The organism is Streptococcus sp. HMSC056C01 (assembly GCF_001811305.1).
GTDB lineage: Bacteria > Bacillota > Bacilli > Lactobacillales > Streptococcaceae > Streptococcus.
Genome location: NZ_KV804219.1, coordinates 1 through 15,789, shown reverse-complemented (window position 1 = coordinate 15,789; position 15,789 = coordinate 1). Strand labels below are relative to the sequence as shown.

Genomic DNA, 15,789 nt, shown 5'->3' with positions numbered 1-15,789 from the left:
TCGCAACAACTGTGTCAATTGCACCAATTTAGTAAGAAAGTACAAAAAAGAACACCTCGAAAGGTGCTCTTTGTAAGTATTGTAATTCTCTCGAAGAACGTTTACTAAATTGTGATGCTTTACGAGCTTTCTTAAGACCTGGTTGGGGCACCACTTATTTCATCTAATTTCAAAGTGTTTTAAAATCAACATTTTCATAAGCTTTCAAAAAATAAAATTTCAACTAATTTTAAGCAATTTCATCAAAATAAGGTAAACTTTCATCAAAAATAAGCAAAAATCGAACCAGAATATCAAAAGTTTCCCTTATATAAAATTTTCACATATATACTAATTTGTTTCCATTCATTAGAAAAGAGAGCCACTGCTCTCTTTTAATTTATCACTATACATGTTTGATGAACAATTTTTTCCTATTCCAACAATGTATACTCTCCACTTTCCAACAAATCTATTACTTTTTGTACAAATTGTTTTGATAGTAAATCCACAATATCTGCTCCACGAGTTTGAAAGTCTTCATCTATCTCTTTGATTTCTAATTGAGAATTTTTTACTCTTTTTTCATCAATTGGAGAATGAAAACTATATTCACCTATTTCATAGTACAAAAAATAAAGATATTCTTTCTTACCTAAACTATAATCAAAAAATTCAATTTCCTTGTTAGTGTCATAGTCATAGTAACTATTTTCCCAAACTATAGCATTTCTTTTTTCGTTATATAGCTTTTCATAATTTTTTTCATAACTATAGACTCGTTGTTTTTTCTCTCCTATATATTGTTTATGAATCATTATTGGTTTATATTTACTCAATAGTTTTTCTTTCATATCATAGTATTTTTCCATATTTTCTTCAGCATCTTCAATGTTATTTTGTTGATGTAAATAATATCTTGCGTTTTTATATTCTTTTATCTTGTCGCGATAGTTTTTAGCTCGCTTATTTACAGAGTATATACATTCTGCAATGATAGCATTAGTGAGTTCTTTTCGTTTGAGTAAATCTGAGTATCTTTTAGGGGTTCTCATATCGTCAATCCTTTCATTTATTAAAAAGAGGGGTTACCCCTCTTTCTTTCTATCTAAATTTTCGTTTTCCTGCTAAAGCAAATAGTCCAACACTTGCTCCAAGCAATGCTAAAAGTCCTGACTCCTTCGATCCTGTATTTGGAAGTTGTTTCTTAGGTTCTGCTTTTGCATTTGTAGCTTGTGCAGGAGCTTTATAAGTTTTATCGTCTTTAGTTCCTACCGTTACTTTCTCTACAGTGTAATCAACCACGTTACCTTTATCATCTACAACTGGTACTGGTTGGTAGCCTGCTTTTTCAAGTTCTTTACGTTTGGCATCGGCAAGTTCAGCCAAGCGTTTTGTTTCGGCTTCTTCGTATTTAGCTTTAGCAGTTTCGTAAGCAAATTTCGCTTGGTCTGCTGCAAGGCTCTTAGTTTCAGAGTCTACTTTAGCTTCGTTTTGTGCTTTGTAAGCATCTTTAAGCTCTGCTTCTGCGTTTTCAAACTCTGCTTTTACTTCTGCCAAGCGAGTGTGCGCACCGTTAAGGTCTGCAAGCTCTTTTTCGACTTGTTTAACTTCTTCTTGTGCATGTTGAAGTGCTTTCTTAGCAGTAGATACCGCTTGGGCTTTGCTTGTAGCAATCGCTTCAAGCTCTTTCATCTTATCTTCTTCTGCTTTAAGCGCTTCTTGTGCAGTTTTAAGAACTTGCTCAGCGTCTTTCAATTTTGCTTGCGCATTTGTAAGAGCTTCTTCTTTAACAGACTGTGTAGTAGTCAAAGTGTTGACAAGAGCGTTAGCGTTAGAAAGAGTTACTACTGCCTGATCATGACGTTCTTTTGCTGCATCAAAGGCTTTTTGTGCGTTAGCAAGTGGGCTTTCACCTTTCTTCAAGGCAGTCAGATTAGCTTCAGCATTTGTAAGAGCAATTTTCGCATCTGATTCTGCTTTTGTTTTTGCTTCAAAAGTAGCTTGTGCATTGTCACGAGCAGTCATAGCATCAGCAAGCGCTTGACGAGCTTCACTCAATTTACGCTCAATCACTTCATCGCTAAGTGGGTTTGCAATCGGAGTTTTGTCCCATTTAGAGTCCTTTACTTCTTCATTACGAATAGCAGTTAAGAAGTGAGTAGTATAGAAATCATCTGTCTTGCTTTGTGCGACACCACCAAAGTAGATAGTTTCATGAGCATAATCGAACTGAAGGATACCTTGAGTGTGTCCATAGTCACCCTTAGTTGAAACCAACATCACAAGGTCATTATACAACTGTTCTTTCATTTCACCAAGAGTTTTACGATAAACTCCGTCAGCATCGTCAAAATCATGGAAAACATAAGTAGTTACAGTGTTTTCATAATACTGTTCACCCTTGCTTTCTTCCTCGGCATCTGTTGTAGGCATACCATATTCTTTAGCAACCTTGTTAATACCGATAGCGTAGTGTCCAACACCACCTTTAGCACGATAGTCATCTTTCATGGCTTTAGAGAAGTTTGCTTTCACATACTCTTTAGCAACTTTATCAGCAAATTCAAGAGAAGTTTTTGAAAGAACAACATCTGAAAGCCCAAGTTGGCGGCGCATTTGGTTAATAAGGTCAACCACATAGTAGTTCAACTCATCTTTAATCGCTTGTGGGAGATTGTTAATATCGTAGCGAGTTTTATCGGCTTGGTCGGCTTTGCTTGGAACGTATTTGTTGAGTTTCTTGTTTTCTACTTGTGCATTTACGATTTTATCATAAAGCTCCATAGTACGTTTATTACGTTCCTCAGAAGTCCAAGAACTTGTATCTTGGTCATTATAAGCCATATTCTCTTTCACTGCTTGAATGAAAGCTGGTGAAAGAGTAATGGTTTGTTTCTTAGAGCTATCTTGAAGGGCATCAAGCACAGATACCGCTTGGTTGTAAGTAGCAAGAGCGTTATCACGGTTAGTTGTTGCTTCTTTAGCTTCGTTTTCAGTACGCTCTACATCTTGTGTAGCAGTTTTAACGGTCTTTTCAGCTTGGTTTAGTTGGTCAGCAAGCTCACCGTCCAACTTCTTAGCGGCATCAAGAGCAGTTTGTGCATCGGCTTGGGTTTGTTTGCTTGTAGCTTCTTCTTTAATAGCTGCGTCTTGTTTCTCTTTAGCGTCAGCAAGACCAACACCATTTAAAGCATCCTCAGCAGTTTTCACTTCTGCTTTAGCATCAGTGACTCCATTTTGCGCTTGAGTCACTTCTGCTTGTTTTGTACCAACAGTTTTACCTTGAATAGCAACGTTACGGTCTGCATCATCTTGTTCAGTTTGCGCAGAAGATACCCCTTGTTCAGCAGTTGGAACTTTTGCTTTAGCAGTTTCCACTTTCTTCTCAGCATCTTTGATAACTTCAGGTGTTGCTTTGTCAGCAGTCTTTTGAGCATCGTCTTTAGCTTGTTTTAAGTCAGCGACTTTCTTTTCTGCCTTATCAGAATTTTCATTCGCTTGATCCAAGACTTCTTTTGCTTTGTCTGTATCTTCTTGAGTTTGTTTAGCAGTAGCACCAAGTTCAGCGACTTCTTCCTTAGTAGGAGTTTTCACTTCCACTTTCTTAGGCGCTTCTTTCTCTACTAAAGCTGGTTCGTTTTTAGCATCTGTTGGGATTACTGATGTAACCTCACTTGCGTGAGCAGTTCCGATAAATCCAGTTGCTGCGATGGCAGAAATAACCGCACCCGTATACAATTTTTTAGCAGTACTATGACTATTTTCCGTAGTTTTTGACATTTATAAACTCCTTTTGTACAATGCCCTATGCATTTTATTAAACTATAGTACCATTTTACCATACTTTTCTTGTTTTTGGATAGTTTATTATACTTATTTTTAAATAAAACAGATAGTAAAATGGTAGATAGTATGGAATATAATAAATTACAAAAGCATATCTCATTTCGCATACGTGAATGCAGAAAAGAGCAGGGATTAAGTCAAGAAAAATTGTCTGAAATCGCTGGGTTAGGTGTTAAAGCGATTCAAAATATAGAGAACATGAAGTATGATTTTAAGATAAAGACACTTGAATCGGTGATCAAAGCCCTAAATCTAACGGTCGAGGAGTTCTTCAACCTACAATCATTTGAATCAGATCGAGAAGATTCTTCAGAAGTACTTTTTGAAAACTTAACAAAATTACCCAAAGACAAGCAAGGAAAAATTATATCTTCATTTAATGAGATTGTAAAAAATATAAAATAGAAAATCATTTTATAAATATCAACAAAAAATTCCTCCACAAGATAATATTGTGGAGGAATTTTTATCAAAACACTAATAGATACTTCTTATTTACATAAAATTAGCATTATTTATTAAATAAGTCCAAAATAATAATCGGATAAGCATTTATATTTGAGTAATTAGTTTTTTATTAATCATAAATAGATATTATCATAATGATCAGCTTCTTTAATTCTATCAAAAAAGTTTTTACTATTTTGATTTACTAACTTCTCATAAGTTCCTAAAACTTTAAAATGATTATAATCTTTTTCAAGTTTTGATAGAGATTTAACCTTAATTTTAATAGTTCTATCTTTAATAGTTACATTTACATTATAAAAGTAATTAATTATATGAAACCATTGATTATATTCAACATCCACCAATGCTTTACGATCCTTCGATATACTTTTACCTTTTCTTATAGTATTATTACTAAACTTGGGTAACTGACGAAATTCTAAATTTATATTTTTATTTGACTTATAAATTAAATTTATACAAATTTTTTGTTTAACAATAGCAACATTACTAGATATGCTAGTTTTTTTAATTGTTTGTATCACTTCTTTAGATACTTTTTTCTTGCCCTTTCCATCTAAAACAAGCTTTTTATTTTTAAATACATTCTTTCTAGGCAGCTCAGTTTTCAAATACTTACTATTACTATTTGGAGATTTGCAATAAAGTCTATGATTCTTTAATCCCTTGAATTTATGCTTATGAATAATATAACCGGATACTTTATTTGGGTTTAAATCATCCCATTCCTTTGAAAACTCCTGTCCTTTTGTAATATTAAGAAATTTATCAATAAGTTCAACTTCAGAAGGATAATTTAGATTGAAAACATACCCCTTTGAACTTAATAAGGATAAAAATTTCTCGAATTGTTTTCTACTCAAGCTTAAATTATCACCCGACACTTCTTTAAGAATATTGTTAATTATACTCATTTCTTTTGTATAAGAATTTTTATTCAACCTAGTTCCTAAGTTTCTTTCCACCTCTCTCTTTATTTGTTGTTTTAAATCACTATCTACATTGTTATCCAATATCTTTAAAGAAGGTAATAAGAAATGAGTTAAATTATAAATATCGCATAGCATAGCTACTTCAAGTGAGTCCTCTTTACTATTTTTACCTTTCATTAAGTACTTTGAAAACTGTTCTTCTAAAACTTTTTTTAAAAAATAATCATTGAACATCTCATGAGCAACAGACATTTTATCAAAAGCAAATAATAATTCTAATCTACTTGATTCTTTTTTAGGCTCATCTTTACACCATTTTGCTAAGGTATCTTCTGATTCTGGGGCTTTTTCTTCAAAATATTTATCTAAAAAAGCTCTTCTCGAATAAGATTTACTTTTTTTATCTCTCTTTCGCTGAGCATCTATAATTCTGTTAAAATTTTCTAATAAAAAATCTTTTTTAACATCTGGAAATCTTTTTTTATTTATAAACTTCGCCAATTCATTCATAGAAATTTCTTTTTCAGAAATATCATTATATTGTATTTTTTGTAATAACTCATCAGAAGATATTTCTTGATCGGGGCTAATCTGATTTTTTAAAAAATCTACTATATCTCTAACACTAATTTTTCCAGAATAAAATTCAGAATTAAAATAATCATATTGATTCATAACACACCTACTATCTAAAATAAAAATGAGATGTACGTTGCTTTTCAAGCTCACATACTTAAGTTTTAAATATCAGACAATTTTATCTCACTATAATAGTATATCATTTTTTATAAGGCTTTGTATTTAAACTTAGTCAGGATTTTATAAAATTAAAACTGCGGAATTTATTTCAAACCCGCATCTCAACCAAGATAAAAAAGAGATATACTATAGGGGAAGTTAAAGTTATAACTTTTTACTCGTCAGCATTCTAGAAAGTCTGACCATGAATTTGACAGGAGGAATTAACATGTCAAAAGAAAAAAAATTAACACCCGGTAACCGCGAAAGTGCAAGAGCATTTTTGGATGCTTTATCAACTTCTGTTGATGTTCCTTCAGCTATTAAAGTAGTTGACAAAAACGATGGTATCATGAATGAAGGTCAAGAAAATCAACGTTCATGGGCATCTTTAACATGCGTAGATAAAAAACTCTACGATCAGTTCGCTAGTATTGCTCAAGAAGCTTACTGTCCAACTTTTAAAATCAAGTTGAAAAACTATCAAAACGAGAACTTAGATAGTTTGATTAACGCTGACATCACACTTAACAACTATGATGTAGCATTTGTATTTGACAAGCTCAAGCAACCAATCGGTTTAGCTCTTGTCACCGAGCTTTCTGATATTTCACTTAAATAAGAAAGAGGATTCGTATGAAAAATTTTGTAAGAAAAACCATGGAATTAGAGTGGTACTATCAGCTTTTCATAGCTTCAATTACCTTTGTTTTACTAGCACTACTTCTTAAGTTCCTATTATGGATAGTGCCAATTATATTAGGTTCTTTGTTAATCATGTGGCTTGTCACAGATGGAGAAATTTTCTCCGTAGCTTGGCATCGATACAAACAAAGAAGTCAAACTGCTATTAATCCTTTATTTGATAGCTTCTATAACTGGTTAACAGAAGTCGGTGTAACAGAACTACCAATCTCTTCACTAAGTTACACACAAGGTGTCGAAGTTGCAGAACAAGGCATTTACTTTGTTCATATTGACAAAGAAATCTCTGACGAAGCTCTTGAAGACTTTGCAACAAAAGTAAGACAAGTTGTAAAAACTATGTCAAACGATTCTACAGATAGCGTTGTGAAGCGTGTCAAGCGCGAACCCTTTCTTGCAATCAAAGTTCGTTTAGTGTCAACTCATGACATGATGCTAATGCAAAAAACTCAAAGAGAAGAGGACTTCTAGCATGATAAAAAATATTTTCGAGGTCAATAGCAGAGGTCAACCAACCTCTGCATCTATTGACATTAACCGATTTTTCGCATGGATTATTGCAGGCCCGTCTGGTTCGGGAAAATCCACTTTTTTGAGAAGACTTTTAGGACTCATTTCATTTCATGATACAGATGCTGAAGCTTACTTTTTGGATTTTAAAGCAGATGAAGAAATGTTTTCAATGACTAGTGATCATGTCGCAAGAGGTTTTAACTGTCTAGAATTATTCGAAACAGTCTACCAACGTTTTGAAGCTAGACTTGATAAGCAAGAACAAAACTCGCATAATCTTTACCTAATTTTTGATGAGTGGCAAGCTTTTCTCGCTTATCTAGAACAGACAGATAAGAAAAAACATAAGGAGGTACTTTCTAAGATGTTAATGATGAACAGCATGGGTAGAAGCTTAGGTTTACGAATCATTTTATCTAGTCAACGTTTCTTAATGTCTGATTTGCCAGGGCGCTATAACTTCAACTGTATAATTTCATTATCCACTAGTTTTCTCATGTCTACGAATAACAGGCAACTTCTATTCCCAGATATGGAAAAAAGCGAAGTTGTCGTAAAACCTAGAGGGTATGGATATTTCCAATTAGAGGGAGAAGCTGTCAAGATGTTTCGTACGATCCAAGTAAGAGACGAAGAACGGTTAAATCAGCGGATACAAGAGCTATTTTCAAGATATAGCTAGCGCTTTTTCTGCTACACTTGTTTAGCGCGACACTGACCTTACCTAAGGAATTCATCGGTATAGGTGTCGGCACGACATTACCAGCAGAAAAATGCCTATTCGCAAGGGCTTGAGGGGTGGAGATTTTTTAAGCGTAACGATGCCAAAGGCAGGGAGTGAAGCGAAGAAAAATACTACCCCGTCCCTTGTTGAATTGGCAAGCGTTCTCGGGTCGATGATTTATCATCGGGCAGGAGAGGCTGGGGTTTGGGGCAACGCCCCAAGAGTTACTACAATTTAATTTTTAATTATTCCTAACGCGTGTTAGACTGGGCTTGTCAACGGTCTAACACTAGAATAGTTAAAAGAATAATTAAAGAATAGTTAAAAAAGAAAGGTTTAATATAAATGACTTCAAAGAAGAAGGAAGCACTTTTAACTTCTATATCAATTACACAATACTTTGATACGACTTATTGGAAAAATGGTTGGGATGAAGAGCTCATTAAATCCGAAAATGTCGAAAAAATTCTTGAAGAAATAGTCAGAAGAGCTAGTGAAGTGGCAATAGTTTCTGAAGCATATGCAATTAAGCATGACAAGGACACATCCGTAGGTTTTGACAGTGTAACTAATTCAACAACCTCCGAACTAAAAGAACCCCATATCCATGCCTTACTAAAATTTTCAAAAGGTGCTACATTAACCGATTTAGCCGAAAAAATCGGATTAGCAGAACAGTATCTCGAAAAAGCGAAGTCTGGTAGATATGGCTACGATAACTTATTGGCTTACTTAATTCATGCGAAAGATAAAGATAAGTATCAATATTCCCCTGATGAGGTATTCACTTTGATAGGAAAAAACTACTTAGAAATCTATCATCAAAGGAAAGAGAGTTGGCTAAAAGGAAAAGCTAAAAAAGAGGTACAGAAAAGTTTTGAAGACATTGATTTCCTAATCGATAATATTTTGAACGAGAATATCACTAAAAATGACATACTTCTCGATAAGAAATATCACACGCCATATATAGTACATAAAACTAGAATAAACGATGCGTTTAAAACTGTTGGAGAAATTAAAGGTGCCAGAACAAAAGATGAACTGGAAAACGGAGAGTTCAAAAAGACTATTTTATTCATCTATGGTAATTCTGGACTTGGAAAGTCAAGGTTCGCAAAAGAATTAGCTAAAGATATCATTCAGATGGCAAAACTAAACAACAAAAAATGGCAATCAATCACGACTGCAGGCACTAACATGTTTGATGAAGTAAACGGAGAAGAAATCCTACTACTTGATGATGTTCGAGGAGATAGCTTAACTGCTTCGGACTGGTTAAAAGTTCTGGATCCATATAATATCAGCCCAGTATCTGCACGTTATCAAAATAAAATAGGTGCTGCTAAGGTCATTATTATCACAAGTTCTAAACACCCTTTAGCTTTCTTCTACTATACCAAAGGAAATGCTTATGAAGATTTATCTCAATACGTTAGGAGAATTGAACATCTAGCAACGTTAAAGGGTACGAGTGAGAAGCCTATTTTTTACGAATCTCATCCTGTAAGAACTATGAACTATAAGAGAAGAATACCAGAGATCGGATATGATGTTTACTTGTCTTATGATTTCACACCTGGGAACGAAATGAAAAGCAAAGAAGAGCTTCTATCCATGTTAGTTTCAAAAGTAGGATTCAACAATCAATGGGACATATGGGCATATGACAAAATAAAAACCCCATCCGAAACTTTGGCGAGCGAGGACGAGGTTGCAGATAATCAAGAAAAGTAAGTAGGGTATCTCTTGATACCTCTATTATACCATACATTGGAGGAACAAATGCAAGTAATTATACCAGACGAACAAGTTCAACAAATTCAGCAACTACTAGCTGAACTCATCAAGAAAGAAATTGAAAATAGACTGAACAATAGTAACCTTGAAAGTCCGTTTTTAAACAAACAACAAGCTTGTCACTACTTGGGTATCTCAAACAATACTCTCGATAGTTGGATTAAACGAGGACTGCCTGCCATAAAAATAGGCAAGACTATACGATTTAATAAAGAAGCCATTAATTCTTGGCTTTACTCACAAAACTAGAAATATCTATATTTTTGTTTTATAATAGTCATGATATTTTCTGGTTCGATACACAAGGAGAATATCATGACTATCAGTAAGACAAAAAACGGAACTTATCGCTTAAAAGTCTATATCCCAATTGAAGCACGAATGCCACTTGGTATTGTTAATAGCAATTATTACGATAAGAGATTCAAAACAAGAAAGGAGGCAAGGCAAGCTGAGATAGACTTACTTACCAAGTTAAATCAAATAGAAGATAATGAGTTTATAGGACTAGCAAAAGGAGATATTCTTTTCTCAGACTTCTATAACAATATCTGGTGGGACTCTTATAAAGCAGGACAAACCACATCCACTTCTAAGCCACCAAGCAGGTCAACAGTTGCTAATACCAAAACATGTTTTGAAAAACATATACTACCACTTCTTGGAAACTATACGATACAGTTTCTAAATCAAAATAAGCAAGTTATCTTAAATCTAATGACATCTAAGGCTAATGAATATGCGAACTTCAAATCTTTACGTAGCTATGTGATTTCCATTTTTGATTGGGCAGAAGAACTTGAGTATATAGAAGCTAATAAAGTTGCAAAAATATTAAGAAGAATAAAAGCCACTAAAAAGATTCAACTTGCAGAGGCAAAGAGAGAGGAAGATTTATATCTAACTCATGAACAACTCCAAGAATGGTTCTCAGCATTTCAAGAAGATTTAGAGAATGATAAAATAACCCTTAAAGATTATGTCCTATTTTATCTCACTTTTTTCTTAGGCGATAGAAAATCTGAAACCTATGCTCTTCAATGGAAACATATCGACTTTTCAAAATCACAGATTCAGCTAATTCAAGCTTTAGATAGATATGGACAAGTAAAATCTACTAAGGGAAATAAGAAAACTATTTTCTCTATTTCTAATGACTTACTTCAACTTCTTACCTCTTGGAAAGAACAACAAAAATATGAACTAGCAAAGTTTGGCATCATCAGTAACCCAGAACAATTTGTTTTTACATATATCGACACAAGAGGAAACATCAACAAGCCTTTACATGCTGACTATCTAAACAATAAAATGAAAAGCATCAGAAAGCGACATAAAGAGCTGGCACATGCTACACCTCATAAACTGCGACATACAGGAGCAACGCTTGCTAAACAAGCAGGAATGAGCTTAGAAGCTATTTCTGAGGCTCTAACACACAGTGACACAGGAACAACACAGATTTATGTAAATACTTCTAATGTAGTTCCTATGGCAGTTGGTGAATTTGCTTTAAAGTCTCTAAAGCAATAAGGTAAAAATAAGGTAAACTTTGAGGTGAACTTTTCAAAAAAACACGAAAAAAGCACCCATAAGGTAAACTTTTGAGTGCTTTGAAACGTTGATATAATCGTATTGATTAACGTTTTGAGAATTGTGATGCTTTACGAGCTTTCTTAAGACCTGGTTTGGAAAGTATGGATTTCAGTTGGACTAAAAACAGCGTAATATAACGGCTTTTCAGAACTATATCTACTAATTAATTTCATAAAATATGAATCATTATTTTTTAAATAGGGGAATAGTTTAGGTCTGTAAGAATTAACTTATACACTTACAAGGTTTATTCTGATCGACTTTATAACTGTCTACGAAAAAAAGACAGAAATGAGAGATTGAGTGTGGGGAAAAAACTATTAGGTGTAGTTTCAATACTTCTACTAATGCTTTTGCTTATATTTAATGCAAGTAAATAGTCAATTCGTCCGAGCATTTCCTTCTCCATCTCCGTAGCAGAAAGTTGAGTTTATTTAACAAACTGATAAAATAATAGAGAAACTAGTTATTTCGAGGCCAAATCATGAACCTATCAAACGTATTTCAAAAATTATCCCCAAATACTCCCATCTTACAAGCTACCTTTGGTCTGGAGCGCGAATCTCTACGAATCAATACTGAAGGCCGTGTCGCTCAAACGCCACACCCTGAAAAATTGGGTTCTCGCAGTTTCCATCCCTATATCCAGACAGATTATAGCGAACCTCAACTAGAGCTCATTACACCGGTAGCACAGTCGACCACGGAAGCTCGTCGCTTCCTCGGGGCCATCACCGATGTGGCTATTCGCTCAATGGATAAGTCAGAATATCTTTGGCCTTTATCCATGCCACCTGTGATTGTAGAAGAAGAGATTCAGATTGCCCAGTTGGAAAGTGACTACGAGTATCAATACCGAGTTGGTTTGGCAGAACGCTACGGCAAATTGCTCCAGTCCATATCTGGAATTCACTATAATTTTGAACTCGGCAAAGATCTGACCCAGCAGCTCTTTGAAGTCAGTGACTATGACGATTTACTGACCTTCAAGAATGCCCTCTATCTCAAGTTAGCTCAGAACTTCTTGTGTTATCGCTGGCTCTTGACCTACCTTTACGGAGCAAGCCCGCTAGCAGAAAAAGGGTTTTTGACAGATGAAATTGGTTGCGTGCGGTCGATTCGTAACTCCAACTACGGCTATGTCAATGCCCCCGATGTTCACATTTCCTTCTCTTCACTGGAGCAATACGTGACCGACATCGAAAACGCTGTTGGATCTGGGCAACTGTCCGCCGAAAAAGAATTTTACTCTGCCATCCGTTTACGCGGTGCTAAGACTAGCCGGGACTTTTTGACTAAGGGCATCTCCTATCTAGAGTTCCGCAACTTTGACCTCAACCCCTTTGAGCCACTGGCAATCAGCCAAGAAACACTAGACACCACCCACCTCTTTGCACTCGCACTCTTGTGGCTAGACGACATGGAGCAAGTCGACGAAGAATTGGCAGTAGCTGCTACTCTCAACAACCAAATCGCTCTCAGCCATCCCCACACACCACTTCCTAAAGAGGCTGACCCTAAACCTATCGTGACAGCCATGAAGGACATCGTCGCTCACTTTGGACTGGATGACTATTATAGCCAGCTTATCACTAAGGTGGAGGCCTCTCTTCTTGATCCACGTTTGACCCTTTCTGGAAAAATAGCAGAGCAGGTTGAAGAAGGGTCCCTTGAAAAATTTGGCCAACAACAAGGACAAGCCTTTCATGACTACGCTTGGACAGCACCTTATGCCCTCAAAGGCTATGAAAACATGGAACTCTCCACCCAAATGATTCTCTTTGACGCCATTCAGCTGGGCTTGAACGTAGAAATTTTAGATGAGGAAGACCAATTTCTCAAACTCTGGCATGGTGACCATGTGGAGTACATTAAAAATGGCAACATGACATCCAAAGATAACTACGTAATTCCACTGGCCATGGCTAATAAGGTTGTGACCAAAAAGATTTTGGACAAGGCTGGTTTTCCAGTACCTGCGGGAGCAGAATTTGCTAACAAGGACGATGCCTTGCGGTACTACGGACAAATAGCCAACTCTGCTATTGTTGTCAAACCCAAATCCACCAACTTCGGTCTGGGCATTTCCATCTTCCAAGAGCCAACAAGCCTTTCTGGCTATGAAAAAGCCCTAGACATCGCCTTTTCGGAAGATAGCCATGTGCTAGTCGAGGAGTTTGTGGCAGGGACCGAGTACCGTTTCTTTATCTTGGATGGAAAATGCGAGGCTGTCCTGCTCCGCGTCGCGGCCAATGTCGTAGGCGACGGAAGCTCAAGCATCCGAGAATTAGTCGAAAAGAAAAACCAAGACCCTCTGCGTGGTCGCGACCATCGCTCACCTCTTGAAATCATCAATCTGGGTGATATTGAATTACTCATGTTGGAACAGCAGGGTTACACACCTGATACAGTCTTGCCTAAAGGTAGCCAAACCTTTCTGCGTGGTAATTCTAATATCTCAACTGGAGGCGACTCCATTGACATGACTGACCAGATGGGCGAGAGTTACAAACAACTAGCTGCCGATATGGCGACTGCTATGGGGGCTTGGGCCTGTGGAGTCGATTTGATTATCCCAGACTACACCAAGCCTGCTAGTAAGGAGCTACCAAATTGCACCTGTATCGAACTCAACTTCAATCCTGCCATGTACCTGCACGCCTATACTTACGTAGGGCCAGGACAACGTATCACACCGAAAATTTTACGGAAGTTGTTTGGAGAGATATGAGAATAAGATCAGAGATTTTCTGAGCTTACTTTTTTATATTTGATAAATGGTAAAATATAGTGCAACAAAAAACTCATAGAGCCCAATCTCGTGTAAACTGTAAGTAACCACACTAAACAGAACACGGGAGAAATCTATAAGCTACCATCATATTACCATAATTGAGCGAATTAAGATAGAGACTTACCTAGAATTAGGTCTCAAACCCTGCCAAATAGCTAGAAAATTAGGCGTTCACAAATCAACCTTCTCAAGAGAATTAAGTGTGGTAATGACACTTACTCTGCACAAGCAGCACAAACACACAATGAACAATTGGCGAAGCAGAAGGGAAGAAAATCGAGTTAGACTCCTGTGAATTGAAGTAGGAAATTAAAGAGCGATTACAATCTTCATGGTCTCCAGAACAAATTTGTAGTCGTTATCAACTTGAAAATAGGTCCATGGTGTCCTTCAAAATCCAATTTGTAAAATTAAGCTAGAAAAAAGCATCTCGTATTTTTGATACGAAATGCTTTTAATAAATGTAAATAAGTTTTAACGTTTACTAAATTGTGACGCTTTACGGGCCTTTTTCAAGCCTAGTTTGGAAAGTATGGATTTCAGTTGGACTAAAAACAGCGTAATATCAAGGATTTTCTGAACAATATCTACTTTTTAATTTCATAAAATCTGAATCAATATTTTTAAAATAGGGGAATAGTTTAGGTCTCTAAGCATTAAAATAATACACCTAACTTTGGTCACCGTTTTTTAGTTATTCACTCTTTTTTCGTATAGTGTTTTTAAAGTTATGATGTAAAATGCCGCAATTAAAACACTATACATCATAATCGGAGGATAGAGAATTAAGGATAGAATCAATCCCACTCCTTTAATTATTAGGTCAGGTATCAATGACTTTCTATATTGTGCGGTAGCTTCAAGTAATTCTTTCTGATCTATATTGGGTTTATCAATTACTTTATGTAAAAACCAATTTGCTACCGTTGAAACAATAACGATCAGTCCATAAAAGAGCTGTGCCGTATGATTCATGAAATGACTACTAACTATTCCAGTAGCGTAGGGCATAAATGAAACAAAAAATAAAAGAAACAAATTCCACCAAACAATTTGTTGAGAAATTTTCTCAACCTTTTCCCATAATGTGTTTAGCGTCATCCATAACGATCCCAACCAGAAAAAAGAAAGAAAATAAGCAAAGAAATTTTGCCGTAAATCCCAAAAAGCTTGAAGACTTGGTGTCGTTGGTTTTTCTAATTCTAAGATTAGGATAGTCATTATAATTGCTAGAACCGCATCTGTCAATGCAATTAATCTATCTTTCTTCATCAGATTACATCGCCTTTCATTTTGTAGCATTCTATCTCATCGTATAATATTTATTAATCTTAAATATTGGATAGTCACTTCATATTTTGAGTACAAACAAGATACACTAAAAAGCATGTATCTGTCATATTTTATTTAACTTTAGAAATATTCATCCATCTAATCAATAAATATATCATATTTCACAATAAATGACTACTATCAAAGATACATTTTCTTTCAGATTTCTTCCTTTTCAACTTGGCTAACTTGACCTGCATTACCTAGGTCGCTTTGCTTTAAATTATACTTTTTTCTTAAACATTTGATACGAGTAGGTATTTCTTGTGAGTAATTTTCATCAAAAAATTTCATAGATAAGTCCTATATATAATCATGGTAAAGTAGTAAAAATAGTTGTTATCCTAGTTGATTAA

13 protein-coding genes and 1 pseudogene are annotated in these 15,789 nt (G+C 35.4%); 9 read left to right on the top strand and 5 right to left on the bottom strand.

Annotated features, from left to right (window positions below):
- Positions 1 to 413: 413 nt before the first annotated feature.
- Both HMPREF2795_RS09815 and HMPREF2795_RS09810 read right to left on the bottom strand, forming a co-directional pair.
- Positions 414 to 1,034 carry a hypothetical protein gene (locus HMPREF2795_RS09815; RefSeq protein WP_075228784.1) on the bottom strand — a complete coding sequence of 207 codons (621 nt, stop codon included), beginning with the start codon at positions 1,032 to 1,034 and terminating at the stop codon, positions 414 to 416.
- 49 nt (positions 1,035 to 1,083) lie between these two features.
- Complete coding sequence (locus tag HMPREF2795_RS09810) at positions 1,084 to 3,762, bottom strand: SEC10/PgrA surface exclusion domain-containing protein (protein ID WP_075228783.1); 2,679 nt, start codon at positions 3,760 to 3,762, stop codon at positions 1,084 to 1,086.
- A 132-nt stretch (positions 3,763 to 3,894) separates the two neighbouring features.
- On the opposite strand from HMPREF2795_RS09810, the gene HMPREF2795_RS09805 reads away from it, so the two are divergent.
- On the top strand, positions 3,895 to 4,233 hold the full coding sequence (locus tag HMPREF2795_RS09805; RefSeq protein ID WP_075228782.1) for a helix-turn-helix domain-containing protein: 339 nt from the start codon (positions 3,895 to 3,897) through the stop codon (positions 4,231 to 4,233).
- Positions 4,234 to 4,409: 176 nt separating this feature from the next.
- Here HMPREF2795_RS09805 and HMPREF2795_RS09800 read toward each other — a convergent pair whose 3' ends face one another.
- Positions 4,410 to 5,906, bottom strand: a complete 1,497-nt coding sequence (locus HMPREF2795_RS09800) for a hypothetical protein (protein ID WP_075228781.1) — start codon at positions 5,904 to 5,906, stop codon at positions 4,410 to 4,412.
- Positions 5,907 to 6,198: 292 nt separating this feature from the next.
- Between HMPREF2795_RS09800 and HMPREF2795_RS09795 the strand changes: the two genes are divergently transcribed.
- From HMPREF2795_RS09795 to HMPREF2795_RS11040, 8 genes and pseudogenes are all read left to right on the top strand, one after another.
- Positions 6,199 to 6,591, top strand: a complete 393-nt coding sequence (locus HMPREF2795_RS09795) for a hypothetical protein (RefSeq protein ID WP_075228780.1) — start codon at positions 6,199 to 6,201, stop codon at positions 6,589 to 6,591.
- 14 nt (positions 6,592 to 6,605) lie between these two features.
- A complete protein-coding gene (locus tag HMPREF2795_RS09790) occupies positions 6,606 to 7,145 on the top strand; it encodes a hypothetical protein (RefSeq protein ID WP_075228779.1) in 540 nt (179 codons plus the stop codon).
- A gap of 1 nt (position 7,146) precedes the next feature.
- The gene (locus HMPREF2795_RS09785; protein ID WP_075228778.1) at positions 7,147 to 7,869 is read left to right on the top strand and encodes an ATP-binding protein; all 723 of its coding nucleotides are present in this window, start codon (positions 7,147 to 7,149) and stop codon (positions 7,867 to 7,869) included.
- 387 nt (positions 7,870 to 8,256) lie between these two features.
- On the top strand, positions 8,257 to 9,648 hold the full coding sequence (locus HMPREF2795_RS09775) for a Rep family protein (protein ID WP_075228776.1): 1,392 nt from the start codon (positions 8,257 to 8,259) through the stop codon (positions 9,646 to 9,648).
- 48 nt (positions 9,649 to 9,696) lie between these two features.
- Entirely contained in the window at positions 9,697 to 9,960 is a 264-nt protein-coding gene (locus HMPREF2795_RS09770; protein WP_075228775.1) for a helix-turn-helix domain-containing protein, read from the top strand.
- 66 nt (positions 9,961 to 10,026) lie between these two features.
- Positions 10,027 to 11,244, top strand: coding sequence for a site-specific integrase (xerC, locus tag HMPREF2795_RS09765; RefSeq protein WP_075228774.1), 1,218 nt, complete (start codon positions 10,027 to 10,029; stop codon positions 11,242 to 11,244).
- Positions 11,245 to 11,791: 547 nt separating this feature from the next.
- Positions 11,792 to 14,038, top strand: coding sequence for a bifunctional glutamate--cysteine ligase GshA/glutathione synthetase GshB (gshAB, locus tag HMPREF2795_RS09760; protein ID WP_075228773.1), 2,247 nt, complete (start codon positions 11,792 to 11,794; stop codon positions 14,036 to 14,038).
- 136 nt (positions 14,039 to 14,174) lie between these two features.
- Positions 14,175 to 14,496: pseudogene (locus HMPREF2795_RS11040) on the top strand (transposase); the annotation flags it as partial.
- 295 nt (positions 14,497 to 14,791) lie between these two features.
- On the opposite strand, the gene HMPREF2795_RS09755 reads toward HMPREF2795_RS11040, so the two are convergent.
- Positions 14,792 to 15,373, bottom strand: a complete 582-nt coding sequence (locus HMPREF2795_RS09755; RefSeq protein ID WP_075228815.1) for a TMEM175 family protein — start codon at positions 15,371 to 15,373, stop codon at positions 14,792 to 14,794.
- Between the two features lie 219 nt (positions 15,374 to 15,592).
- Positions 15,593 to 15,727: a hypothetical protein gene (locus tag HMPREF2795_RS10980; protein ID WP_000667627.1), complete on the bottom strand. Its 135-nt coding sequence runs from the start codon at positions 15,725 to 15,727 to the stop codon at positions 15,593 to 15,595.
- Positions 15,728 to 15,789 lie beyond the last annotated feature (62 nt).